Source organism: Thiorhodococcus drewsii AZ1 (assembly GCF_000224065.1).
GTDB lineage: Bacteria > Pseudomonadota > Gammaproteobacteria > Chromatiales > Chromatiaceae > Imhoffiella > Imhoffiella drewsii.
In genome coordinates, this window is sequence record NZ_AFWT01000034.1 from 1 (window position 1) to 24,619 (window position 24,619).

Here is a 24,619-nt window from a genome sequence, read left to right on the forward strand (position 1 = left end):
TGACACCAACGTGGCCAGGGCGCCCTGGCAACAGGTCTTTGATGCGCTCCCATTGGTCATCGCGCAGGGCATGGCGGCGTTGTGCGATCTCGGCTCTCCTCAATGTTTCGATCATGATGGACGAGAATCATGGCACGATCGAGGAATTGATGACACGCCCTAGGCCGATCTCGCGCATAACATCCGCGACTGCCTGGGCATCGTCGAACAGGCCGCTCTTCATCGTCCGCCGAACCAGGGGCAGAATACGCCCCTTGATCTCGACCCTGACCGCATCGTCGCAATCGCGTTCAAGACCGACCATCGGCCCCAACAGGTTGGTCGCGCTCGATCGCACGACGCTGCGGATCGGCAGAAATCGGCGCAACTCCGCCACCAGTTCGACGGCATTCACCGGTTTGGTCAGCATTCCATCCAATGGAGCGATACCCTCGAGACGCCCGGACAAGGCGACCGACGCCGTCACGGCAACGATGGGTATCCCGGATGTCTCCGGCATGCTGCGGAGTGATTCGCCGACCTGGTACCCATCCATACCGGGCATCAGAATATCCATGAGGATCAGGTCGGGCGGATCCGAGCGGCACAGATCCAACGCCTGCTCGCCATTGGACGCCTCGACCACGGTCAGCCCCAGATCCTGGAGCATCTCCCGAATCAGCTGACGATTGGAATCGATGTCGTCGACCACCATCACCCTGGCCGACTCGAATTCGACGACCTCCGTCACGCCCGCCGGCTGAGCGAAGACCAGTGCGCAAGGCTCGACGACCTGAACGCGCTCCAAGACGATCGCGAAGATTGAACCCACCCCCATTTCACTCTCGAGCCCGATCTCGCCCCCCATCATCTCCACCAGCTTGCGGGAGATTGTCAGCCCCAGGCCCGTTCCGCCATAGCGCCGATTGCTCTGCCCCTCCTGCTGCTCGAAGCTGCCGAAGATGGTCTGGCGCTGGTGCTCCGGGATGCCGATCCCGGTATCCCGGATCTCGATTCGCAATCGGATCCGAGACGGATCGCGCTCGACGCCCTCGCCTCGAACGGCGATCGCGATCGAGCCCCGATGCGTGAACTTGATCGCATTGCCAACGAGATTGAAGAGAACCTGGCGCATGCGCATCTCATCGAGCAGAACGCAGGACGGCACCTCACCCGCAATATCGAGTCGGATCGACAATCCATTGACTCGCGCCTTGGGCTCGAAGATCGAGCAGACGTCCTCGAACATCCGACGGATCAGCATGGGCTCAGGCTGCAGGCGCAGTTTGCCCGCCTCCACTTTGGAAAGATCGAGGATGTCGTCGATGAGGCGAAGGAGTGTCCGGCCGCCGGACTCGATGGATTCCAGATAGCTTTTCTGCTGGGCGTCGACCTCGGTGCGCTCCAGAAGCTCGGCGAACCCGATCACGGCATTGAGCGGGGTGCGGATCTCGTGGCTCATGTTGGCGAGAAACTCGCTCTTTGCGCGGCTGGCCGCCTCGGCCGCCTCCTTCGCCAGGCTCAGCTCCTCCTCCTTCTGCTTGCGATCCGTGATGTTCTCGAACACGGTCGCGAACTGGCCGGGAGAAGGCGAGAAGGCCGAGACATGGAAGTGCTTGTGGGCCGGCTCGAAATAGAGCTCCAGCCCGGTCGGCTCGCCGCTCTCGACCACCTGAGAATAGACGTCCAGCAATGGCGGCGGACGGCTGCCATAGACCTCCGAGGCCAGACGACCGATCACATTGGCGCATGCGTATCCGGTATGCGTCTCGTACATGGGATTGACGTCCAGGATCCGGTAGTCGATCGCCGCGCCATCCTCACCATGGACCATCTCGTGTAGGGCAACGCCTTCGATCATGTTCTCGAACAGACCGCGGAACCGCTCCTCGCTCTGACGCAGCCGCGCCTCGGCGTTCTTCAGATCGGTGATGTCGTGGCTCATCACCACGATGGCCCTGACCGCGCCTTCCTCGTCGAAATCCGGAACATAGTGCACGTTGATCCAGCGCGTTTCGCCGTTCCGCTCGAAGGTGTTGACATAGGATGCCTGCCGGCCCTGTCGGACCTCGGCGATGAAGGGCTCGGCGTAGGCGAAGGCCGCCTCGCCGATGATCTCCCGGACATGCCGCCCGACGATCTGCTCGCGCCGCCGGCCGAAGGTCAGCTCGAAGCGCCGGTTCACGAAGAGGTATTGCAGGGTATCCAGCGCGACATAGGCGATGTGGGCGGGAGAGGTATCCGTCACCAGCCGCAGCTGATGCTCGCTGTTGCGCATCGCCTGCTCGGCGCGCTTGAGCCGGGTCAGGTCCTGGACGGTGCCCTGGACCTTGACCACCCGCTTGCCCGAGAAGACGGGCCTGGCCCTGGCGAAGGCGTAGTTGTAGTCGCCGCCGGGCTTGAGATGTCTGAGTTCCATCTCGTAGGCATCGCCCGCGATCGCCCCCTGAATCCGGTCGCGAAAGCGTGCGCGGTCCTCCGGGTGAAGGCATTCGATATAGCCCTCCAGGCTCGGCGGCTCGCTCGCCCCGTCCCGGCCGGCGATCCGGAATACCTCTTCGGACCAGCGAAAGCGCTGGGACGAGACATCCAACTCCCAGCTTCCGAGCCCGGCGATGCGCTGCGTCTCGCCGAGCACCTCGATCGCGTGCTCCGCCTTCTGCTTGGCCGCGATGAGCGCATTGTGATCCGCTTCGAGCTTGTCGGTGAAGCGATTGAACCGCCGCACCAACTCGCCCAGTTCGTCCTCGCTCTGCTGAACCAGGCGCCTGGTGAAGTCGGGCTTGCCCTCGGCGATCTCGGTGAGCGATCTCAGCAGCCCCTTGATGGAGCGCTTGGTCGCGAGCGACAGCGTGATCGAGACATAGAGCATGAGCGCAATCGACAGACCGCCCAGCAGAATGCCCGATACGAGTAGGGTCTGACTCCGAGCGGCTGTCCGCTCGAAGACGCCGAGCAGTTTGGCCTGCTGCTCGTCGGCGAAATCCGAGAAGCTCGCCCGGACGACCCCGCGCGCCCCCGTCATCACCAGCGTCAGATGTTCGATCTGCTCGATCTTATCCAGATCGCGGATCAACAGGCGGGACAGCTCCATACCGGAGTCGAAATACCGCGCGAAGTCCTGGCGCATCTGTCCCGAGAGGAATCGCGGCTCGTTCGGCAGCAAGACCCGGAGTCGAGCGAGATTCTGCTCGATGGTCTCGCGGGTGACGGTCGCGTTCTCGAGCCAGGCCGGTTCCCGCGCGCCGACGGCATCCTCGAAGGTCTTGGCAACGGCATCGAGCAGAATGCGATTCTCGTTCGCGAGCTGCATCACCGGAAACAGCCGTCGCTGGATCTCCAGCGATTGCTGCCGACTCTGCTGGAGATGCAAATAGGTGTAGCCGAGAAAGGCCGTGAACAGCATCACCGCGATCACGGGCGTAATCAGCATCTTGCTGAAGATGGAGAAGCGTGGACGCATCAAGCTCGATCGAATGGCATATCTATTTGATGATTCTCAGCACCTTGACCGAATCGTCGACGGCGTCCCTTGGAAGATAGGCGATGGCCCCGGGATTGGCCGTCACGTAATGGAGCAAATCCTCGGCTGAGCGGAACTGCTTCGGCGGGTGACCGTTGCCGGTAAAGATCATGGTCGCCCAGTATTTTCTGAGCTCGATGTCCTTTTTGCCGGAGACCTTCCGGTAGAAGCCGACCTTGTCCGGACCGGAGGACAGCTCGACCGGATGGGCCACCTCGCCGGTCGGCAACCGCTTGGTCTTGGAGAGGAAGATGCGTGACAGCTCGGCATCGCTGATACCGTCAAGCCGACTCTCGGAATTGACGATCACGGCCAGCTCCACTTGCGCCAAGGCAATGCTGGCGAAAAGCAGACCGAATGCGAGCATGAGCCGACGCATCAGAACATCCAGTCCAGGAGGAGCGAGACGGCATTGTGGGAGCCCTCTTCCCCCGTCTGATTCAGACTCAGTCGGTTGGTGCCAGCACCGACCTCGACATGATCGAATTGCAGCTTGAGCGCCAGACCGGGGCGAAAGTCGTAACGCACACCGAACGAATAGATCTCGTCGGTGATGCTGGATCGATCCGCCCCACCCCTCGGCATGCCGGTCCGCGGCCCGGGCAACTGCGGCCCGGGCACATCGCTGAACCTCTTGTAGCTATAGAGCAGATAGGGCGTGAACTCGCCGAATGGACGGGCGATGGAGGCATAGAAGACCTTTTCGTCGGGCTGAACGCGGTCGACGAGCCCCTTTCCGTAACCTCCCTCGTGCACGAAATCGCCAAGCCGAACCTGCCATTCGGCGCTCCACATACGGACACCCGCGCTGCCTCGATCGACGGGCGTCGGCCTGACACCGATGGTGGTCAGCTCGGTGGTCAGCTCGGTATAGGCGACCTGTAACCAGCCTCGGCTGTCCTCCAGCCTGAGCGACAGGATCTTGATATCGTCGCTTTCGAGCTCGTCATGGACCCCGTCGCCACGGATCGGCGAGTCGTTGCGTGATCGCCCGAAGGTCGCCTGCAGCCCCAGATCGAGCGGCCCGACACACCTCTCGTACTCGATCTGCGCGCCCAGGACATTCTCGTAACCCCCGACACCGTAGAAGACCAGGGGTGGACGCGCATAGGTGCGCGCATAGCCGACGTAGGCGAGTTCGCTGCTTCTGAAATTGGGAAAACGGAACTTGCCGACGCGCGCAGAGATACCGAGAGGCGCCTCGTAGGTGAGATAGGCCCAGTCGAGATCGCCGTCCCAAGCGTCGGCCCCCATGTAATGGACCAGGCCCTGGGCCGTGATCGAGAGCGTTTCTGACAGCTGATAGCGCCCCTGCAGACCGGCCACGTCGTTGACGGCGAAATTAAACTCGGCCTTGCCGACACCGGTCGTTTGCTCCGGACTCTGCCGAAACTGCAACCTATCGCTATCGTTGGTCGAAACGCCGATCGTCCCGAAACCGTTGATTCGAAAGGAGTCGGAGAGCTCATAGGACTGAGCCCCCGTGGACAGCATCGAGACCAAACACCCAAGAGCGACCAAGGCCCTGTGTTTCACGTCAAGCTCCCCGGTGCCGCTCCACGCATCGATCTCACAGACAGATCGCAACCTGTTGATTGGCCTAAAGCCAATAGAAAGGAAAGGATTCAGGCCGGCAACCCTAAAGCGCCAGGAATCCGCACGTCAAGCCGCATCGACCTCCAAATGCCCCTCCAGAGAGAATCACTGAATGTGGACTCCAAGGGCACGATCAGACGCGCGTCTTTTGACCGATAACCGTAGGCCTCAGGACAATCCGCTCAGGCAGACCACGAACAGGATCCAGAAACATGACCCAGCCCCAAGACGCCCCTCGCCCCACGCTCACCAGCATCCGGGAAGCGAGTCCCGGCAGCTTCATCTTCGTGCGTCCGCTCGCACTGCCGCCCGCCTTCTGCGAAGCGGTGATCGAGCGCTTCGAGGCCAACCCAGAGCAGCAGGTCGCCGGTCGGATCGGCCAGCTACGCGCCGAAAACGCCAGCATCAAGCGCACCCGCGATCTGGTGGTGAGCAACAAAGAGGACTGGAAGGACGTCGACCAGATGTTCTTCCGCTCGCTGGCCGCCGCGATCCGCGAGTTCCGCGAGGCATACCCCTATTTCAAAGGGCCCTTCAAGGATGAAGGCTATCAGGTCCAGCGCTATCTGCCAGGCGATTACTACCACTGGCACATCGACAGCGGCAGCCACGAGATGAGCCAGCGCCAGTTGGTCGCACTCTGGTATCTCAACGACGTCCCCGGCCCCGGCGGCGAGACCGAATTCCTCCACCAAGGCATCAGCGTCCGTCCCGAATGCGGCACGCTGGTGCTCTTCCCGCCCTTCTGGACCCACGAACACCGCGCCGCCACCGTGCGCGAAGGCGCCAAATACATCGCCACCACCTGGGTCGTCTTCGCCTGAGGACGCAGAAAACGACCTGTCGCCCGGATGGAGCGCGTGCGAAATCCGGGTACAACCAGCCGAGCTGCTGGTCGCACGCCTTCACCAAAACAGGATCAAGGAACCAGGGACACGATGGACAACTTCACGCCGTCAGACCTCAAGACCATCCTGCATTCAAAGCGGGCCAACCTCTTGTCGGCGCCACCGAGCCATCAACCATTTACGCCTGATGCTAGGCAATGACCTACTTCAAAACCCACCAAAACATTGCGCCGAGGATCTATTCATGCCGCCCTACTTCGCGCACACCAATCCTAGCCACCCAGCGGATCCAGCGTTTTGGGAGCGACTGATTACCGATTCGGTCGATACTGGACATCTCGAAAAGGTGTCAGACCTCGCATCTGGCTATGCTGGCGAGATGATTCCTCCGGACGAGGCGGCATTGCGAGACCTTGCCATCGTCTCCGCCCGGCTACTCGGGTTGTGGCACGATCTCGGCAAGTTCTCGGATGAGTTTCAAAACTATCTGTCAAACAGTGCAGCCAGCGAAGACGATTCACACACCATCGAGTCGAGCGGCAAAGTGGACCACTCGACCGCTGGAGCGCAACACGCGGCCCAGGCATTGCCTGGTATAGGCATTCTGCTGGCCTATGCGATTGCCGGCCATCATGCCGGCCTACCCGACGCGATCGACCAGACCCGATCCTGCCTTCAAGCCCGTTTGAGCAAAGATGTTCCTGACTGGGCACCCTCTGTTCCAGAGCCTTTACTGAGCATCCCACCGATACCGGCCAAGGCACTTCCCGCCGACCTCGGTTCTGGAAAAGCGTGCCCGTTCTCGATCGCGTTCTTCACCCGCATGATTTTCTCCTGCCTGACGGATGCAGACTTCCTGGCAACCGAGTCATTCATGGCACCCGAGCGCACCTCGGCCCGGCCGCATGTTCCACTCGGAATCATTGACCGAATGGACAGACACCTCACCGATTGGCTCGCGCAACACTTCAGCACACCAACCACATCCGTCCAGCATGCACGCCACAAAGTCCTCACCGCCTGCATGGAAAAAGCAGAGCAGCCACCGGGGCTCTATTCACTCACGGTACCAACCGGGGGTGGTAAGACCCTCTCATCGCTGGCATTCGCCTTACGCCACGCGGCCCGCCATGGGCTGCGCCGAGTAATCTATGCCATTCCCTTTACCAGCATCATCGAACAAAACGCGGATGTCTTTCGCGATGTCTTTGCCGATCTAGGCGAAGAGGTCGTGCTGGAGCATCACTCCAATTTCGATCCCGATCAGGAAACGGTGAACTCCCGCCTCGCCAGCGAAAATTGGGATGCCCCGCTGGTCGTCACCACCAATGTCCAGTTGTTCGAATCGCTCTTCGCCAACCGCACCTCTCGATGCCGCAAGCTACACCGCATCGCCCGATCAGTAATCGTGTTGGACGAAGCCCAAACCCTTCCGGTGTCGTTGCTCGCCCCCTGCCTGCGCGCCTTGAGGGAATTGGTCGGTCACTACGGATGCACCCTGGTGCTCTGCACGGCGACCCAGCCCGCTCTCGTATTTCGGCCCGGCGAATTCGAGATCGGGCTGCCTCAGCTAACCGAAATCGTGCCCGACCCACTAGCGCTCTACGCCAACCTGAAGCGGGTCGAAGTGCGTCACGCTGGCAAGCTGAGCTTGGCAGATCTTGGAAACCGCCTGACAGAAACCAGACAGGTGCTCGTCATCGTCAACACGCGTCGCCATGCCGCTGACCTGTATCAGGCGCTCGTGGCGGAGGCCGGCGACGATGGTCACTATCATCTAAGCGCTGCCATGTGCTCACAGCACCGCAGCGAACGACTGGTGGAGATTCGCGCGCATCTGCGCAATGACGAACCATGCCGAGTGGTCTCGACCCAACTGATCGAGGCGGGTGTAGACGTCGATTTCCCGGTCGTCTACCGGGCGATAGGCGGGATCGACGCCATCGCTCAAGCAGCTGGCCGCTGCAACCGCGAGGGTCGAAGCACACTCGGTGTCACCTGGGTGTTCGAGCCTGACGAAACGGAGCACCCGATTCCACGCGGACATCTGCGCCGTACTGCGGATGCCGCCCGCGAGATCCTGTCATTGCACGACGACATCCTGGCGCTCGACGCAATCGAAGCCTATTTCAGGCTGCATTACTGGCAGCATCAAGACCAATGGGACAAGCAAGAGATCCTGGCCTCTTTCAACTGGGGTCATCGCGAACTCCCCTTTCTGTTCGATTTCGCAACCGTTGCCAAGCGTTTTCAGTTCATCGCGGACACGCAAAAGACTGTCATCGTCCCATGGGGAGAAACTAGCCAGACGCTCATCGAACAACTGCGTTTTACTCACCGGATGCGCTTACCGCCCCCGGCGGGAATCGCACGACGGCTTCAACGCTACAGCGTGACGATTCCGCAATTCGAGTGGAAAAATGCTCTAGCGTGGGGGATTATCGAGCTGCTGCACGGGCGGTTCGCGGTACTGGTCAGCCCGGAATTGCATTACGACCAGAACACGGGCCTCTGCCTGACGAGGGATGGCGTCTACGATCCGGAACAGCTCATCGTCGCTTGAGCTATTTGGGATGGCGGGTGGACGCCGCTTGGCTGACAGCCCATTCAGGAGCGAACGCATGAGCCATGGAGTACGGATGCTGGTCTGGGGCGATGCAGCCTGCTGGACCCGACCCGAGATGAAAGCGGAACGTGTCTCCTACGACGTTATGACACCGTCCGGCGCGCGTGGCGTGCTCGAAGCCATCTACTGGAAACCCCAGATCCGCTGGGTCATCGACCGCATCCACGTTCTCTCACCGATCCGCTTCACGAATATTCGACGCAACGAGGTCGCCGTAGCCGGCGATTCGGGACATAAGGTGCCAGCTGGAAAAATCTCAGCTGCGATGCAGGGAAGCCCAGCGCCGCTGTGCGTCTATGCCGACGAAACCCAAAACCGCCAGCAACGCGCCTCGCTGATCCTCCAGAATGTGCGTTACGGCATCGAAGCACATTTCGAACTGCTCGATGCACGAGAACGCGACGGCACTATCCCCACCGACCCAGCAGCCAAACATCTCGATCAGTTCAATCGCCGTCTGCGCAAAGGTGCCTGCTATCACCGCCCCTACCTCGGCTGCCGCGAGTTCGCCGCCCATTTCGGCCCGGTCGAGAGCGATTTCCCACCTAGCCCTGAAAGCCTGCGCGGTGAACGCGACCTCGGCTTCATGCTCCACGACATCGACTTCGCCGACGGCATGACACCCCGTTTCTTCCGCGCCCGCATGGTCGATGGGGTGATCGACGTGCAAGCCTGCCTCGAAGCCACCATGGAGATGCTGGGATCATGATCCTGCAATCGCTGCATGCACTCTATGATCGATTGGTCGAGGATCCAGCCTACAAAGTCGCGCCATCTGGCTACAGCTTGCAGAAGATCAGTTTCGAGATCGTCCTGGCTTTGGATGGCGCCCTGATTCAGATCGACGATGTACGCGATCACAGCGGTAAGAAGCCAATCCCCATACAGCGCTTGGTCCCAGGCCAAAGCAAGTCGTCAGGCTCTGGACTAAATCCCTGTTTCCTCTGGGACAACGCAGCCTACTTGCTCGGATACAAGGCCGACGATCCCAACCTTTCCGCAGACAAGCGCAACCATCTAAGGGCGCGCGCCGAGAAATCACAAGCCGCGTTTCGAGATCGACATCTGCAAGTCGAGCAAAACATCGAGGATCCCGGTTTCTCAGCAATATGCCGTTTTATCGAGCAATGGCACCCCAAGCACTGTCGCGAACATCCAATACTCGCTGAGCTTGGAATCGGTTTCGGGGTCTTCCGGATTCAAGGCGAAACCTGCTACGTACATCAGCGCAGAAAAATCAGTGCCTGGTGGCAAGGACAGCAGCAACAGAATAACGCCGACGATTCGCAGCACGGAATGTGTCTGATTACAGGAATGATGGAACCATTGGCCCAACTCCATGAGCCAGCCATCAAAGGGATCTCTGGCGCTCAAAGCTCAGGCGCGAAAATCGTTTCATTCAACTGCGACGCCTTCTCGTCATACGGGAAGGACAAAAGCTGGAATTCGCCCGTCTCAGAGAGTGCAGCCTTCAAATATTGCACCGCACTCAATAGCATCCTGAGCGGCCCCAAAAGCGACAAACACCGGCTACACATCGGCGACACCACCGCAGTTTTTTGGACCGAGCAGCCAACCCTGATAGAGGATTTGCTCGCCAATTTGCTCGGCGGCGACTTACCGGAATCTACCCAGGACGCGAGCGCATTAGCTCGGATCAAAGCGTTGCTGCATGCCCTACGAGAAGGCTCGGCAGGAAATTTGAGCAACCTGGGCGATGATCCAGAAACCCCTTTCTATCTCCTTGGCCTTGCCCCAAATGCCGCTCGCCTCTCCGTGCGCTTCTGGCATGTTTCGACCCTGCGTGAGCTGTTCGACCGCCTGCATTCGCACTACGAGGCACTGCGCATCGTGCCCCAATTCGGCAAGGACGCGAAACATCCAGAGCGCGAATTCCCGCCCATTTGGATGCTACTGAACGAGACGGCCCGCGAGTCGAAAGACGTTCCACCACTGCTCGGCGGCGCACTGATGCGCGCCATCATGACCGGCAGCGCATATCCAAACGCACTCGCCTCGGCCGTGATCGGGCGCATTCGCGCCGATCGCGAGATCAACTATTACCGTGCAGCCATCCTCAAGGCATGGCTGACGCGCCTGCCACGACAACGACAAGGAGAGATCCCCGTGAGCCTGGACCCCGACAAGCCCGAACCCGCCTACCGGCTCGGCCGACTCTTCGCCGTACTCGAAAAGACCCAGCAAGACGCCTTGGGCAGCATCAACGCCACCATCCGCGACCGTTTCTACAGTGCCGCCTCGGCCACTCCTGGCGTCGTATTTCCACGCTTGCTTCGCACCTATCAGCACCATCTCGGCAAGCTCAACCCAGGAGCCAAGATCAACCGCGAGCGCTTGGTCCAGGACATCGTGGCTGGACTCGCGGCGATGCCGACCCATTTGGGCCTCCAGGACCAGGGATTGTTCGCGATCGGCTACTACCACCAGCGCAAGGATCTCTTCACTGGCCGCACGACCAAGAACCAAACCGCTCCCGCGACCCAACGGACCAACCCTGATTAAGGACAAGCCGCCATGCAACACCGTTACGACTTCATCTACTTCTTCGATGTCCGGGACGGCAACCCGAATGGCGATCCGGATGCAGGCAACCTCCCCAGAGTCGATCCCGAAACCGGCCACGGACTGGTGACGGACGTTTGCATCAAGCGCAAGATCCGCAATTTCGTGGCGTTGTCATACGACTACACCCGACCGAACGATATCTACGTGCGCGAAAAGGCCGTGCTGGGCCAGTCCCATGTCGAAGCCTTCAAGGCGCTGGGATTCAACCTGGGCGAAACCGTCAGCAGGCCGGTGCCAGATAGCATGCAAGAGGCGCTGGAAGAGCTGGATCTTCCCGACGGGCTATCGCTCGACGTGAACGAAGACGGAGAAAACATCCTGACGCTTGCCCTGGACGTGGACAAGAAGTTGGTTCAAACATGGCTCAAGGAGGTCAAGCCAAGCACCGAGATCAAAAAGCTCCTCTCAGAGATGCTCAAGGGATCCAAGGGACGCAAACCTACCGCCGAGGAAACCGAAAAAGGGCGTGAGTGGATGTGCGCAAACTTCTTCGATATCCGCACCTTTGGCGCGGTCCTCAGCCTGAAATCGGCCCCGAATTGCGGCCAAGTCAGAGGTCCAGTCCAACTGACCTTCGCTCGAAGTATCGACCCGATTGTCTCATCCGAGCATGCGATCACCCGCGTTGCCGTTGCGACTGAAGCCGAGTCAGCGAAACAGCACGGCGACAACCGCACCATGGGCCGCAAATTCACGGTGCCTTATGGGCTCTATCGGGCGCACGGATTCATCAGTGCCCCGTTCGCGGAAAAAACAGGCTTCACCGATGCAGACCTCGATCTGTTATGGAAGGCACTGAGCCAACTGTTCGATCAAGATCGATCGGCTGCGCGCGGGGAGATGTCGGCACGGGCATTACTCGTATTCAAACACCAGGATCGGCTTGGCAACGCCCCGGCTCACCAGTTGTTCGACCGGATCGAGGTTGCTCGCCGGAATGGCGACGGACCAGCACGCGCGTTTTCCGACTACGAAATCACACTCGATGGCGAGCCATTGGAGCGCCGTCTATCGCTAGACAAACCGCTAGATCTTGGCAAAGGAGTCACACTGACTCGCATGATCTGAGACAAGCGGGAATGTTCAGCGACCGAGCAGGTAAGCGAAGATGGCTGACAGCGATGACAACTTGCTCCCACTTTCGGCATTGCAGCACTTGCTCTACTGCGAACGTCAATGCGCGCTCATCCATCTTGAGCAGGTCTGGGAAGAGAATCGCCTGACTGCCGAGGGAGCGATCTTGCACGAGCGGGCGCACGATGGACCAGATGAGCACCGAGCAGGCGTACACATCACTCGTGGCCTCGCCGTCCATTCGCTCGCTCTGCAACTCTCGGGGCAATGCGATGTGGTCGAATTCCATCTGCGCGAAGGCACCAGCCTTCCGCGCGGCGCGAAAGCATTGCCACGCGATGTCATCGCATCGGTCATCCCGATCGAATACAAGCGCGGCCGGCCCAAAAGCCATCACGCCGATGAGGTACAACTGTGCGCACAGGCATTGTGCCTGGAAGAGATGCTGGACTGTCACATTGACTTCGGCCATCTCTACTACGGCCAGAAACGTCGACGCACCGAAATCGAATTCGACGAAAAAATCCGGACCCTAACCCACCAAACAGCAACTCGCCTGCATGCTCTCATCGCATCCGGTCGGACTCCACCACCCAGCTACGACAAAGCAAAATGCGACGACTGCTCCCTGATCGAAATCTGCATGCCCAGGATGGACCGGCGTCGCATGGGGGCCGCGCGCTGGCTCTCGGACGCCTTGACCCAGAGCCTGAAGGAGTGATCAATGAGGCAGCATCTCAACACCCTTTTCGTCACACTCGAAGGGTCTTGGCTGAGCAAGGATGGCGCCGCTATCGAGGTGCGTCACGAAGGCAAAACGCAGTTGCGAGTCCCCCTTCACAACTTGGATGGCATCTTGTGTCTAGGCTGGAACATCAGTGCTTCAGCCCAGTTGATGGCCGCCTGCGCGGAGGCCGGAGTCACCCTTTCTTTTTGTAACCCGAACGGGCGCTTTTTGGCCGCAGCGGTCGGCTTCACTTCGGGGAACGTCCTGCTGCGCCGTGAACAATACCGACGTGCAGACGACCCAGTCGGCGCCTTGAAAATCGCCAAGAACTGCATCACAGCCAAGATCGCCAACGCTCGAACCTCTCTGCTGCGCGCCAAGCGCGATCGCCCTGAGGCAGAAGGAAATGACGCACTCAAGCAGGCGACTGAAGAACTCGCTCGAAGACTGCGCACGGCTCAGACCTGCACTGACCTGGAGAGCCTGCTTGGAATTGAGGGAAACGCCGCAGTCAGCTATTTCAATGTCTTTCCCCATCTGCTGACCGTCAAAGATCCAGAGCTGACCATGCATGGTCGTTCACGCCGACCACCACTCGATCCAGTCAACGCGCTTCTATCATTCTTATACTCACTGCTCGCCCATGACTGCCGCTCAGCTCTTGAGGCAACCGGGCTGGATGCAGCCGTTGGCTTCCTCCACCAAGATCGTCCAGGGCGCCCATCGTTGGCGTTAGATCTTATGGAAGAGTTTCGACCTTTTCTGGCAGACCGAGTCGCACTCGCACTACTGAATCGACAGCAGATCACCGCTCGTGACTTCGAGTACAAGGAAAACGGCGCCGTCTTGCTGCGCGATGAGCCACGCAAACGCGTTCTCGTCGCGTGGCAGGAGCGCAAGAAGGAAGAAATCACCCATCCCTTTCTTCAAGAAAAAGTATCCGTAGGACTTCTGGTGCATTTGCAGGCACGCCTTCTCGCCCGCCATCTACGCAGCGACCTAGATGCATATCCAGCATTCGTCTGGCGTTAGCCGAGATCAAAATCATGTATGTACTGGTCACCTACGATGTCTCCACCGCGACGGAAGGCGGTACAAGACGGTTGCGGCGAGTTGCAAAAACCTGCCTCGATTTCGGTCAACGGGTCCAGAATTCAGTCTTCGAGTGCAAAGTCGATCCCGCACAGCTAGTCATCCTGAAAAGTCGACTTCTCGACATCGTCGACCTGGAGACCGATAGCCTGAGGTTCTATAACCTTGGCTCGAACTGGCACCCCAGAGTCGAGCACTTTGGAGCCAAACCCAGTTTCGACATTGAAGGTCCTTTGATCGTATGAGTCGGCCAACGCGACCCCTAAGCGATCGTCTAAACACCGCCCCCTCGCGAAAACGCTTAACCTTTGAAAAACAAATCATTTATTCACTAAAACGCCCAATGGATGCAGGCACGAATGCTGTTCGGCAAAGGTTCGCGCAGCACCATCAGTTTATTTTTGAGAAAGAACGGGTTAGGGTCCTGCGGTCGCCCCTCGTGCAGGGGCGCGGATTGAAACCCTTCCACGGTTTGACGCTCGCGGCAGTATGCGGTCGCCCCTCGTGCAGGGGCGCGGATTGAAACTCTTCTCATGGTCGCGCGTGATCTTCTTGGTGAAGGTCGCCCCTCGTGCAGGGGCGCGGATTGAAACACTTGGGCAAGGTATTGAGTGCGAGCCTTCAGCAGGTCGCCCCTCGTGCAGGGGCGCGGATTGAAACCATTTTTCTTTCCTCGCAGATTTGAAACGGACCTGTCGCCCCTCGTGCAGGGGCGCGGATTGAAACCCCGGCGGTTGGCTGATCGTCTCCCACGCGGCTGGTCGCCCCTCGTGCAGGGGCGCGGATTGAAACAGACTGTAACGGCCTTCGGCGTCCTGGCGAATGGTCGCCCCTCGTGCAGGGGCGCGGATTGAAACACCGACGAACAGCTCCAGGCGTTGGCCGCGCACGTCGCCCCTCGTGCAGGGGCGCGGATTGAAACATCAAGCTCAAGGCGTTGGGCTTGGATCCCTCGGTCGCCCCTCGTGCAGGGGCGCGGATTGAAACAGGAGTATTGGATTGAGAGATGCGAATCATGGATGTCGCCCCTCGTGCAGGGGCGCGGATTGAAACCGGTATAAAAATTCGCGATGATCGCCGAGGAGCGTCGCCCCTCGTGCAGGGGCGCGGATTGAAACTTGGCGCCAATGATCCTGCGGCGCCATCCGCCTGTCGCCCCTCGTGCAGGGGCGCGGATTGAAACAGGCGTGGCTGACCAAGTCGGTCATGAAGCTGGGCGTCGCCCCTCGTGCAGGGGCGCGGATTGAAACCAGCCCATCGCTTTGGTGCCGCCGTAGATGGCGGTCGCCCCTCGTGCAGGGGCGCGGATTGAAACTCGACGCCGCCGATGATGAACGCGGGATGCGTCGTCGCCCCTCGTGCAGGGGCGCGGATTGAAACGACACAGAGGCCGCCGAGGCGCCTTACGTCCAGTCGCCCCTCGTGCAGGGGCGCGGATTGAAACCCGGCCGCCGACCACGACGACGGCCCGGACGCGTCGCCCCTCGTGCAGGGGCGCGGATTGAAACAACCCGGCGGTGCTGACCACTAGCCCCTCAGATAGTCGCCCCTCGTGCAGGGGCGCGGATTGAAACAAGAACGTTGCCGCTTCTGGGTTCTGGCCTTCGGGTCGCCCCTCGTGCAGGGGCGCGGATTGAAACCTGAGCTGCCTGTCCGGCAGTGAAGGCTGGTCGAGCGTCGCCCCTCACGCAGGGGCGCGGATTAAAACAGGCTCTGACGAACAGGCAAATCGAGAATCGGGCATGCAGCGCGAGGCGCGAAGGATTCGCACCTATACAGCAGAGCCAATTGCGGCCGGATAGTGGCCACACGCCTGCACTCCATCGCCTCGAATCGCTTCCCTTCCATCACAAAAAACAGGGAAGCGATTCACAAACACTCACCTACGCCCGCTCGTCCTTTGGCACATGATCGGTGGCTTCCGGCCCGACGTAGATCTGGCGCGGGCGGGCGATCTTGTTGCCTTGGGTCTGCGACTGCTCCCACCAGTGGGCGATCCAGCCGGGCAGACGTCCGATCGAGAACATGACGGTGAACATGTTGGTCGGGATGCCGATGGCGCGCATGATGATGCCGCTGTAGAAGTCGACGTTGGGATAGAGCTTGCGATCGACGAAATAGGGGTCTTCCAGGGCGATCTCTTCAAGCTTGCGGGCGATGTCGAGCAACGGATCCTTGACGCCGAGGATCGGCAGCAGACGTTCGGCGACCTTGCCTAGCATTCTGGCGCGCGGGTCGAAGTTCTTGTAGACCCGGTGACCGAAGCCCATCAGGCGCACCTTGCTGTCGCGGTCCTTGGCCAACCGCACGTAGTCCTCGGGGCTGATCCGGCCCTTGTGGATCTGCTCCAGCATGTCCAGAACGGCGACGTTGGCCCCACCGTGCAGCGGTCCCCAGAGCGCGCAGACGCCGGCCGCGCAGGAGGCGAAGAGGTTGGCCTGACTGGAGCCGACCATGCGCACCGTGGAGGTGGAGCAGTTCTGCTCGTGATCGGCGTGCAGCAGCAGGATGAGGTTGATGGCGTCGCGCACCTCGGGCGCGCATTCATGCTCGGCATAGGGCTGCGAGAACAGCATATGCAGGAAGTTCGGCACGTAGCGCAACGACGGATCGGGGTAGATATAGGGCTGGCCGACCGAGTGACGGTAGGCGTAGGCCGCGATCGTGCGAATCTTGCTGATGAGACCGGCGGCGGCGGCACGGAAGTGATCCTCGCCTTCCAGCTCGAAATACTCGGGGTGGAAACAGGACAGGGCGTTGATCATGGCCGAGAGGATGGCCATGGGCGGCGCCGAGCGCGGGAAGCCCTCGAAGTGGTGCTTCATGCTCTCGTCGAGGTTGGCATTCGCGGTCAGCTGCGCCGAAAAGAGCCGGTATTCCTCGGGGCTCGGCAGATGGCCGAAAATCAGCAGCCAGGCGACCTCGACGAAGTTGGGCGCCTGCTCGAACTGCTCGATGGGGATCCCACGATAGCGCAGGATCCCCTGCTCTCCATCGATAAAGGTGATGGCGCTCTGACAACTGCCGGTATTGCCATAGCCAGGGTCGAGTGTGATGTGCCCGGTACGCGCTCGCAGATCCTGGATGTCGATGGCACGCTCGCCCTCGGTGCCTTCATGTACGGGGAATTGGTATTGCTGGCCATCCAGGATCAGGATCGCGTCGTCGGACATGGCTAGATCTCCGCCACCACTTTGTCGTAAAAGCCCAGAAAATCGTCGGGGGTCGCGCCCTCGCGCCACTCGATCGCGCTGCGCGGGTGCTGGTTGAGCTGCCCGGTGATGTTGTAGGGAATGGACGGTCCCCAGTCGAGTTCCTTGCGCAGCGGCATGATGTGGTTCTGGATGACCTCGATCAGCGGGCGCATCTCGAACTTGGGATTGCGCAGGAAGCCGAGCAGCAATTCGGTGTGGCAGTTGCCGGCACCGCGTCCAAAGCCGAACAGGGTCGCATCCACTCGATTGCAGCCGAGGATGATGGCCTCGATGGTGTTGGCGAAGGCGAGCTGGAGATTGTTGTGGGCGTGGATGCCGATCTCCTTGCCGGTGCCTTCAAGTGCGCCTGCGTATTTGCGGTAGAGCCGGTCGATCTGTTCGCGGTAGAGATAGCCGAAGCTGTCGACGATGACCATGGTGGTGGCCGGCGTCGGGGCGATCGCATCCAGCACCGTATCGATCTCTTCCTCGGTGATGTTGGAGACGGCCATGAGATTGGCGGTGGTCTCGTAGCCGAGTTCATGGGCGTGGCGGATCATGTCCACCGCCTCGGACACCTGATGGGCGTAGAAGGCGACGCGGATCATCGACAGCGGACTCTCGGCCGCCGGCACGATCTGGGTCTCCCAGTCGCTCTTTCCTGCGTCGGCCATGGCGGCGAGCTTGAGCCCGGTCTTCTCGGGGTCGTGATCGCCGACCACGCGGCGCAGATCGGCCTCGTCGCAGTGACGCCAGGGGCCGAACTTGTCTTTCGGGAAGGTCTTCGGAGAGTTCTTGTAGCCGATCTCCATATAGTCGATGCCCGCGTCGACGCAGGCACGATAGACCGCGCCCACGAACGCGTCGCTGAATTGATGGGCGTTCACCAGGCCCCCGTCCCGCACGGTGCAATCAAGCACCTTGAGTTCGGGCCGAAAGGTGATCCAGGGGGCTTTGTCGGACATGGGCGACTCTCCGAGAAGACTATTGATCGATTCGCCATTTTGAGCCAAAGGCATTGTCCGAGCAAATACCTATGTCGATTGGCGGGCGCAGAAAGGCTCCGCCGTGTCAACGCCTGGAATTTACCGGGCGAAATCGGGCGAAATCCAGGGTATCGGGCGCGGGCAATCGCCCAAAAGCACCTCCAAGATCGAGTGAAACAGGCGGTCCAGAGCGGCATCCATCGGACATGCCTCCAGAGGGCGCGAGCGGGCACCCTGCCGATCAACTGGGGAATCCATCGCAACCGATCCGACACGACCTGGCAACTCAACCGTCCACAGACCGCCATGAAGCCGTCACGGCACGGGAATAAGCTGGGACGATTTCGCCAACCAGTCGCGACGCGCTTGGATAAGCCTCGCGAGGAGCCCTCCCTGAATATGCCAGCGACCATCAGCACGCCAGTGGCCAAAACCAAACCGACGCTCGCCGATCGGATCGATCAGCAGGTCTTCAATGCCATCTATTCGCGAGCGCTGGTCTACAACACCTGCTGGGAGGATCCGGCGGTCGACCGGCTCGCCCTGGATCTGACCGCAGACGACACCCTACTGGTGATCACCAGCGCCGGCTGCAACGTACTGGACTACGCCCTGACCGGCCCACGGCGCATCCACGCGATCGATGCCAATCCGCGTCAGAATGCCCTGCTGGAACTCAAGCTGGCCGGCATCCGGCAACTGGAGCATGCCGATTTCTTCGCCGTCTTCGGGCACGGCTATCACCCGGAGTTCCGCGACCTCTATTTCGATGCGCTGCGCCAGGAGCTGTCGCCCCAGGCGGTCGCCTTCTGGGATCGACGCGCGGCCTGGTTCGGCAACCCCAACGGCAGCTTCTATTTTCATGGGCTTTCCGGCATCGTGGCGCGCGTCTTCCACGGCTATCTGAAGGTGCGCCCGCGCCTGGCCCGGAGCGTGCGGGAGCTTTTCGAGACCGACTCGCTCGACGATCAGCGCCATATCTACGACACGCGCGTGCAGCCGCTCATCTGGACCCCGAGCGTCAACTGGACCCTGTCGCGTCAGCTCACCATGAGCATGCTCGGCGTGCCCCATCCCCAGCGCAAGGAGGTCCAGGCCCAGCATTCGCTCGGCGTCGCCGGCTTCGTGCGCGACTCCATCGAATACGTCTTCCGCCAGCTGCCCATCTCGACCAACTATTTCTGGTCGGTCTATCTGCGTGGGCGCTATACGGAGAGCTGCTGCCCCGAATATCTCAAGCCCGAGAATTTCGCGGCGCTCAAGGGCGGACTGGTCGAGCGCATCAGCATCCATACCTCCACCGTGACCGAGTTCCTGCGCGGCACGGACGAGTCCATTTCCAAGTTCGTGCTGCTCGACCATATGGACTGGATGAGTTCCTACTACCCGGAGGCACTGGAGGAGGAATGGGCCGCCATCCTCGACCGGGCGCGCAGCGACGCGCGCATCATCTTCCGCAGCGCCCACGCCGCGCCCAGCTATCTGGACCGCATCGAGCTGGGCCCACAGCGCACCCGTCTGACCGAGCGACTGGCGTTCCATCCCGAGCTGGCGCAGCGCCTGACCATGCTCGACCGGGTCCATACCTACGCCGGCTTCCACATCGCAGACGTGCGCGCATGATCGCGAACGACGCCCGCATTCTGCTGCGACTGCTGCTCGGCCAGCCCAAGCGCGGCTCGCACGCCGAACGGCTGCAGGCCTTCTACGCCCCCCAGGCGCGCGATTACGACCGCTTCCGCGAGCGCCTGCTGCAGGGCCGCGAGGCGCTGCTGCGACGCTTGGATCCGGCTCCCGGCGCGCGGGTGCTGGAGCTGGGCGGAGGCACCGGAAGCAATCTGATGTACTTCGGATCGCGGCTGGCCGAACTCTCCAGCGTCGAGCTGGTGGATCTCTGTCCCGCGCTCCTGGAACAGGCGCGCGCGCGCACCAGAAACATGGCGAACGTGCGCGTGATCGAGGCCGACGCCACCCGCTATCGACCCGAGACACCGCCGGACTGCGTCTATTTCTCCTACGCGCTGACCATGATCCCGGACTGGCGCGCAGCCATCCTCAACGCCATCGAGATGCTGCCTCCGGGCGGGCGTCTGGGTGTGGTGGACTTCTACGTCTCGGATACAGCAGGCGGTCCGGGAAATGTGCGGCACGGACGCCTCGCACGCCTCTTCTGGCCGCGCTGGTTCGCCCACGACGGCGTGCGCCCGACTCCCGAGCACCTGCGGCTGTTGCGCGAACTGCTCCCCAACCACCAGTTGCAGGAACAGCTAGCGCCCGTCCCCTACCTGCCCGGCATGCGGGTGCCCTACTACGTCTTCGTCGGACACAAGGACGGCGCAGCGTCTTGAGTCACTGACAGCTACCAGCTACCAGCTACCAGCTACCAGCTACCAGCTACCAGCTACCAGCTACCAGCTACCAGCTACCAGCTACCAGCTACCAGCTACCAGCTACCAGGACTTCGAGCGCCTGAGATGCGAATAAATTCGCACCGACGTAAAGCAGAGCTTCCAGGCGGCGTCACCAAGCAAAGCTTGGTGACGAGGGAGGCTGACAGCTGGCGACTGGCGACTGGCGGCTGGCAGCTACAATCAAAGCGCATCCGGGTCGGCGATCAGGGCCATGCGCACCAGTTCGGCGAGCGATTCGGCGCGCATCTTCTCCATGACACGGGCGCGGTGGGCCTCGACGGTCTTGGAGCTGACACCGAGGGCGGCGGCGATCTCCTTGTTCGATTTGCCGTCGGTCACCATGGCCATGACCTCGTGCTCGCGCGGAGTGAGCTCGGCGAGACGCATCAGGATCTCGGCCCTGGTCGAGCGACTGGCGCGGGTCTTCTGATCGAAGTCCAGCGCGCCCCGGATGCTGCGCAGCAGATCCTCGTCGTGAAAGGGTTTTTCGATGAAATCGACGGCACCGGCCTTCATCGCCTTCACCGCCATCGCCACGTCGCCATGACCGGTGATGAGGATGACCGGCAGGCGGTAGCCCTCGCGCGCCAGATAGGCCTGGAGTTCGAGTCCGGTCATGCCGGGCATGCGCACGTCGAGCAATAGACAGCCCGCCCGACCGGGATAATAGGTGGCAAGAAAGGCGTCGGCGGAGTCGTAGGTCTGAACCGACATGCCTGTCGATTCGATCAGCCACTGGAGCGAGGTCCGCATGGCTTGGTCGTCGTCCACGACGAATACGGTTGCATCGGTAGTCATTGTCATCCGGGTCGTCTTGCTTAGGGTTCCAGCGATTCGATCGTATCGGCTTCCGCATCCTTGGCGTCGAGCGAGAGCGGTAGGGTCAAATGGAAGGTCGAACCATGTCCCAACTCGGACTCGGCCCAGATCCGACCGTCGTGATTCTCGACGATGGTCTGGCTGATCGCCAAGCCCATCCCCATCCCGCTCTCCTTGGAGGTCACGAAGGCGTCGAAAAGAATGGGCAGGCGATCGGGCGCGATGCCCGGCCCGCTGTCCTCCACCAAGACCTCGGCCAAGTCGGCCTCCATGCGGGTCAGGATCCGTAGATGGCGCTCGGACTCGGGACGCTCCTCCAGGGCATCGAGCGCGTTTCCGACCAGGTTCAGCAGCACCTGCTCGACCTGAACCAGATCGACCCGCACCGGGATCGCCTCGGCGTCGAGGTCGAGCTGGATCTGGACACCGATCCGACTGGTCTCGAATTCGAGAAAGGAGCAGACCTCGCGCACCAGATGGTTGAGGTCGGCCTGGGTCCGGATCGGCGGCTGCTTGCCGACCAGGGCGCGCAAACGGCGAATGATCTCGCTCGCCCGCTTGGCCTGGGCAGTGATCTGGCCCATCGCCCCGATCAGCTCATCGGCCTGACCGGCACCGCCCTGAAGCCGACGGGTACAGCCGTTGGCGTAATTGACAATGGCGGAGAGCGGCTGGTTCAACTCATGGGCCATGCCGGTCGCCACCTCACCCATGGTGCTGAGACGGCAGACATGGACAAGCTCGGCCTGGTGCTGGCGCGACTCCTGCTCGGCGCGACGCACGGCCGTGATGTCGCGGGCATAGATGTTGACGTAGCCGAGATCGCGGATCGGTGCAAAGAGCAGCGAATAGACCTGCCCCGAGAGATCCAGCTCGCGCTCCAGCGGCAGGCCGGTCTCGAGCGCCTGCGCCACCTCGCGCGCCCAGTCGTCGGTCAGATACTCGCCCGGATCGGCGCCCCAGGCGATCAGCAGCGGTCGGCTTGCGTTGTTGGCGTAGACGATCAGTCCCTCCGCGCTCACCCTCAGAATGGGGTTGGGGCTCTCGCTGGCGAAGCGGGCCAGACTCTTGATCTCTTGCTCGGCGCGCTTGCGGCTACTGATGTCATGGATGTAGAGGGTATGGAAATGCTCGTCTTCCAACTCGATCGGCGCGATCGAGATCTCGACCGGCACCTCGCTGTGATCGGCGCGCAGCGCGATGAGTTCACCCCGGCCTAAAGGCTCGCGATGCAGATGACGCGAGCGATCGAGCAAACGCTTGAAGGCCGCCTGAGCGACATCGGGCAGGAAACGATCGGCAAATACGGCACCGATCGCAAAGGTCCGAGCCAGCGCAAACAGTCGCTCGGCGGCCGGATTGAACTCGATCACCTTGCCGTAACGATCCAGGGTGACGATGGCATCGAGCGACGCCTCCATCACGGCCGCCTTGAGTGCCTCGCTCTCGCGCATCTCGGCCTGGTGGCGCTGGCTCATCTCCTCGCGCGCCGCCATCACCAGCTGGGTGAAGTGCTGGATCCATTCCTCCAGCAAAACCAGCTGGTTACCTCCACGCTTGAAGCCGGGCTCGGGGATACCGAGCGCGCGCTGGGCGAAGCGGGTCATGCGCTTGAGCACCTTGTTCAGGCGCGAGGAGACCAGATAGATAACGCCGGTAAACACGACCACGAACACGGCGGCGGCAAAGAACCGCTGACGTCGCTCGAAGATGCGCACGTGACGCGACATCTTCTCCACGCTGGCATGAGGCACGAAGGTCGCGAACAGCAAGTTGGAGTCCGAGCCCTCGTATTCGGGTAGCGACTGCGAGGTGATGACATAGGTGTCGATCCAGTCGGCCAGGGTGGTGCCGGGCGGGAGCGTGGTCGAATCCACGCTGGCGACGATGCGCTGATCGTCGCTGTCGACCAGCGCCACCGCCGCGCGCCCCAGGTCGAGCCCGCGCTGCGAGGCGCCGATAAAGGCGTCGTTGACCGGCACCAACACCACCAGATAGCCCATGTCGTATCCGCCGGCGTCCTCCACCGCGTCGCTCGCGAGCAGATAGAGACGATCGTCGAAACGGTCGATCACGGCGCGAACATCGCGCTCGTCGAGATATTGGGTCGGAACCTGGGTGGCAATCTCCTTCGGAACCGGCTCGGCGGTCGGCTGAAAGATCTCGCGCACCCGGCCCTGAACATCGGTCAGCAGCACCTGGCTCGGCGCGGTGAGTGCGTCGCGCTCGAAAAAATCGGGTAGCCACAGCGGACGAAAGTCCTTATAGATGACGGGCGTCACCGCCTCGTCGCGCGACCAGAACAGGGGCTCCAAGTATTCGGAGAGCTTGCGGTGATTGGCGAGCAGACGCGTGGTGGCCGCATAACTCGACAGATAGCGGTCGAAACGGATGAGGCTCTCGCGCGCCCGCAGGTCGAGCTGGGCCTCCAGTTCCTGGCCGAAGATCTTGTCGACCTGCTTGCTCTGGATCTGATCCAGCACGGTCCAGATGGCCGTCCCGGCGGCGAGACCGACACAGATTGCGATCCAGGGCATAGGCACCCGTCGCAAAAGCCGGAACAGAAATGGTTTAATAGTGATTCGAATCAAAATAGCCGCTTCCGCCTGAAGCTAACTCCCTAATCAACCGATCGACTATGAGCAACATGGAATTCGACCTTTCCCAAGCCAATAAACCTTCCCTCCCGAGACGACTGGGTGCGTTCCTGTACGACATCGTGCTGCTGTTGGGCGTGCTGATGCTGGCCAACGCCGTCGTCGTCATCCCCTACGAGGTCATCACCGGGCACCATATCTACGAGGAGGCCCTGCCGCTCCTGCTCCTGCGTCTCTATCTGCTGGCCGTGATCGGCGCATTTTACGTCTACTTCTGGACCCACGGCGGCCAGACGCTGGGCATGCGCGCCTGGCGGATTCGGGTGGTCGGAGACAAGGGCTCCAACCTGGGTCTCGGTACCGCCATCGTGCGCTTCGCCTGGTCGATCGTCAGCTTCGTGCCCGCCGGTCTGGGCCTCTGGTGGAGCCTGTTTGATCGCGATGGCTTGGCCTGGCACGACCGCAAGTCCCACACCCAGCTCGTGATGTTGGAAAAATCCGCCTAACGTCCCCTCGTCCCCAAGCGCTCCGTTTGGGGACTCAGCCCGCAGACCCTCTTTT

General features: G+C 61.2%; 18 protein-coding genes and 1 CRISPR repeat array. Of the genes, 11 read left to right on the forward strand and 7 right to left on the reverse strand.

Going from position 1 to position 24,619, the window contains the following annotated elements; all coding sequences use genetic code 11:
* Positions 1-127: 127 nt before the first annotated feature.
* From THIDRDRAFT_RS24030 to THIDRDRAFT_RS18040, 3 genes are read right to left on the reverse strand one after another with little or no spacing between them, the layout of a single operon-like run.
* Positions 128-3,442: a PAS domain S-box protein gene (locus THIDRDRAFT_RS24030; RefSeq protein WP_007042338.1), complete on the reverse strand. Its 3,315-nt coding sequence runs from the start codon at positions 3,440-3,442 to the stop codon at positions 128-130.
* Positions 3,443-3,464: 22 nt separating this feature from the next.
* Positions 3,465-3,881, reverse strand: coding sequence for a type 2 periplasmic-binding domain-containing protein (locus THIDRDRAFT_RS18035; protein ID WP_007042339.1), 417 nt, complete (start codon positions 3,879-3,881; stop codon positions 3,465-3,467).
* Positions 3,881-5,038, reverse strand: a complete 1,158-nt coding sequence (locus THIDRDRAFT_RS18040) for a porin (protein WP_007042340.1) — start codon at positions 5,036-5,038, stop codon at positions 3,881-3,883. Before THIDRDRAFT_RS18040 ends, THIDRDRAFT_RS18035 begins: the two co-directional genes overlap by 1 nt.
* 272 nt (positions 5,039-5,310) lie before the next feature.
* Between THIDRDRAFT_RS18040 and THIDRDRAFT_RS18045 the strand changes: the two genes are divergently transcribed.
* The 8 genes from THIDRDRAFT_RS18045 (at position 5,311) to cas2 (ending at position 14,296) form a co-directional block, all read left to right on the forward strand.
* Positions 5,311-5,922, forward strand: coding sequence for a 2OG-Fe(II) oxygenase family protein (locus THIDRDRAFT_RS18045; protein ID WP_007042341.1), 612 nt, complete (start codon positions 5,311-5,313; stop codon positions 5,920-5,922).
* 268 nt (positions 5,923-6,190) lie between these two features.
* The gene (locus THIDRDRAFT_RS18050; RefSeq protein WP_007042342.1) at positions 6,191-8,509 is read left to right on the forward strand and encodes a CRISPR-associated helicase/endonuclease Cas3; all 2,319 of its coding nucleotides are present in this window, start codon (positions 6,191-6,193) and stop codon (positions 8,507-8,509) included.
* A gap of 118 nt (positions 8,510-8,627) precedes the next feature.
* The gene (gene cas5c / locus THIDRDRAFT_RS18055) at positions 8,628-9,281 is read left to right on the forward strand and encodes a type I-C CRISPR-associated protein Cas5c (protein ID WP_245535885.1); all 654 of its coding nucleotides are present in this window, start codon (positions 8,628-8,630) and stop codon (positions 9,279-9,281) included.
* On the forward strand, positions 9,278-11,095 hold the full coding sequence (cas8c, locus tag THIDRDRAFT_RS18060; RefSeq protein WP_007042344.1) for a type I-C CRISPR-associated protein Cas8c/Csd1: 1,818 nt from the start codon (positions 9,278-9,280) through the stop codon (positions 11,093-11,095). Before cas5c ends, cas8c begins: the two co-directional genes overlap by 4 nt.
* A 12-nt stretch (positions 11,096-11,107) precedes the next feature.
* Complete coding sequence (cas7c, locus tag THIDRDRAFT_RS18065) at positions 11,108-12,226, forward strand: type I-C CRISPR-associated protein Cas7/Csd2 (protein ID WP_007042345.1); 1,119 nt, start codon at positions 11,108-11,110, stop codon at positions 12,224-12,226.
* Between the two features lie 40 nt (positions 12,227-12,266).
* Positions 12,267-12,953: a CRISPR-associated protein Cas4 gene (cas4, locus tag THIDRDRAFT_RS18070; protein ID WP_007042346.1), complete on the forward strand. Its 687-nt coding sequence runs from the start codon at positions 12,267-12,269 to the stop codon at positions 12,951-12,953.
* A 3-nt stretch (positions 12,954-12,956) separates the two neighbouring features.
* Positions 12,957-13,991 carry a type I-C CRISPR-associated endonuclease Cas1c gene (gene cas1c, locus THIDRDRAFT_RS24820; protein WP_007042347.1) on the forward strand — a complete coding sequence of 345 codons (1,035 nt, stop codon included), beginning with the start codon at positions 12,957-12,959 and terminating at the stop codon, positions 13,989-13,991.
* A 14-nt stretch (positions 13,992-14,005) separates the two neighbouring features.
* Positions 14,006-14,296 carry a CRISPR-associated endonuclease Cas2 gene (gene cas2, locus THIDRDRAFT_RS18085; RefSeq protein ID WP_007042348.1) on the forward strand — a complete coding sequence of 97 codons (291 nt, stop codon included), beginning with the start codon at positions 14,006-14,008 and terminating at the stop codon, positions 14,294-14,296.
* 184 nt (positions 14,297-14,480) lie between these two features.
* Positions 14,481-15,759: a CRISPR direct-repeat array (repeat unit 32 nt; unit sequence GTCGCCCCTCGTGCAGGGGCGCGGATTGAAAC).
* A gap of 175 nt (positions 15,760-15,934) precedes the next feature.
* On the opposite strand, the gene THIDRDRAFT_RS18090 is transcribed toward cas2, so the two are convergent.
* Together THIDRDRAFT_RS18090 and THIDRDRAFT_RS18095 are read right to left on the reverse strand one after the other, a co-directional pair.
* Entirely contained in the window at positions 15,935-17,224 is a 1,290-nt protein-coding gene (locus THIDRDRAFT_RS18090; RefSeq protein ID WP_007042349.1) for a citrate synthase, read from the reverse strand.
* Between the two features lie 2 nt (positions 17,225-17,226).
* Positions 17,227-18,210 carry an aldolase catalytic domain-containing protein gene (locus THIDRDRAFT_RS18095; RefSeq protein ID WP_007042350.1) on the reverse strand — a complete coding sequence of 328 codons (984 nt, stop codon included), beginning with the start codon at positions 18,208-18,210 and terminating at the stop codon, positions 17,227-17,229.
* A gap of 420 nt (positions 18,211-18,630) precedes the next feature.
* On the opposite strand from THIDRDRAFT_RS18095, the gene THIDRDRAFT_RS18100 reads away from it, so the two are divergent.
* Together THIDRDRAFT_RS18100 and THIDRDRAFT_RS18105 are read left to right on the forward strand one after the other, a co-directional pair.
* Positions 18,631-19,854: a BtaA family protein gene (locus tag THIDRDRAFT_RS18100; RefSeq protein ID WP_007042351.1), complete on the forward strand. Its 1,224-nt coding sequence runs from the start codon at positions 18,631-18,633 to the stop codon at positions 19,852-19,854.
* The gene (locus tag THIDRDRAFT_RS18105; RefSeq protein WP_007042352.1) at positions 19,851-20,579 is read left to right on the forward strand and encodes a class I SAM-dependent methyltransferase; all 729 of its coding nucleotides are present in this window, start codon (positions 19,851-19,853) and stop codon (positions 20,577-20,579) included. The genes THIDRDRAFT_RS18100 and THIDRDRAFT_RS18105 overlap by 4 nt, the downstream gene beginning before the upstream one ends.
* A 243-nt stretch (positions 20,580-20,822) precedes the next feature.
* Here the strand turns inward: THIDRDRAFT_RS18105 and THIDRDRAFT_RS18110 are convergent, their stop codons facing one another.
* Both THIDRDRAFT_RS18110 and THIDRDRAFT_RS18115 read right to left on the reverse strand, forming a co-directional pair.
* Positions 20,823-21,440, reverse strand: a complete 618-nt coding sequence (locus tag THIDRDRAFT_RS18110; RefSeq protein WP_007042353.1) for a response regulator transcription factor — start codon at positions 21,438-21,440, stop codon at positions 20,823-20,825.
* Positions 21,441-21,460: 20 nt separating this feature from the next.
* Entirely contained in the window at positions 21,461-23,998 is a 2,538-nt protein-coding gene (locus THIDRDRAFT_RS18115; protein ID WP_007042354.1) for a PAS domain-containing sensor histidine kinase, read from the reverse strand.
* Positions 23,999-24,099: 101 nt separating this feature from the next.
* On the opposite strand from THIDRDRAFT_RS18115, the gene THIDRDRAFT_RS18120 reads away from it, so the two are divergent.
* Entirely contained in the window at positions 24,100-24,564 is a 465-nt protein-coding gene (locus tag THIDRDRAFT_RS18120) for an RDD family protein (protein ID WP_007042355.1), read from the forward strand.
* Positions 24,565-24,619: the final 55 nt, after the last annotated feature.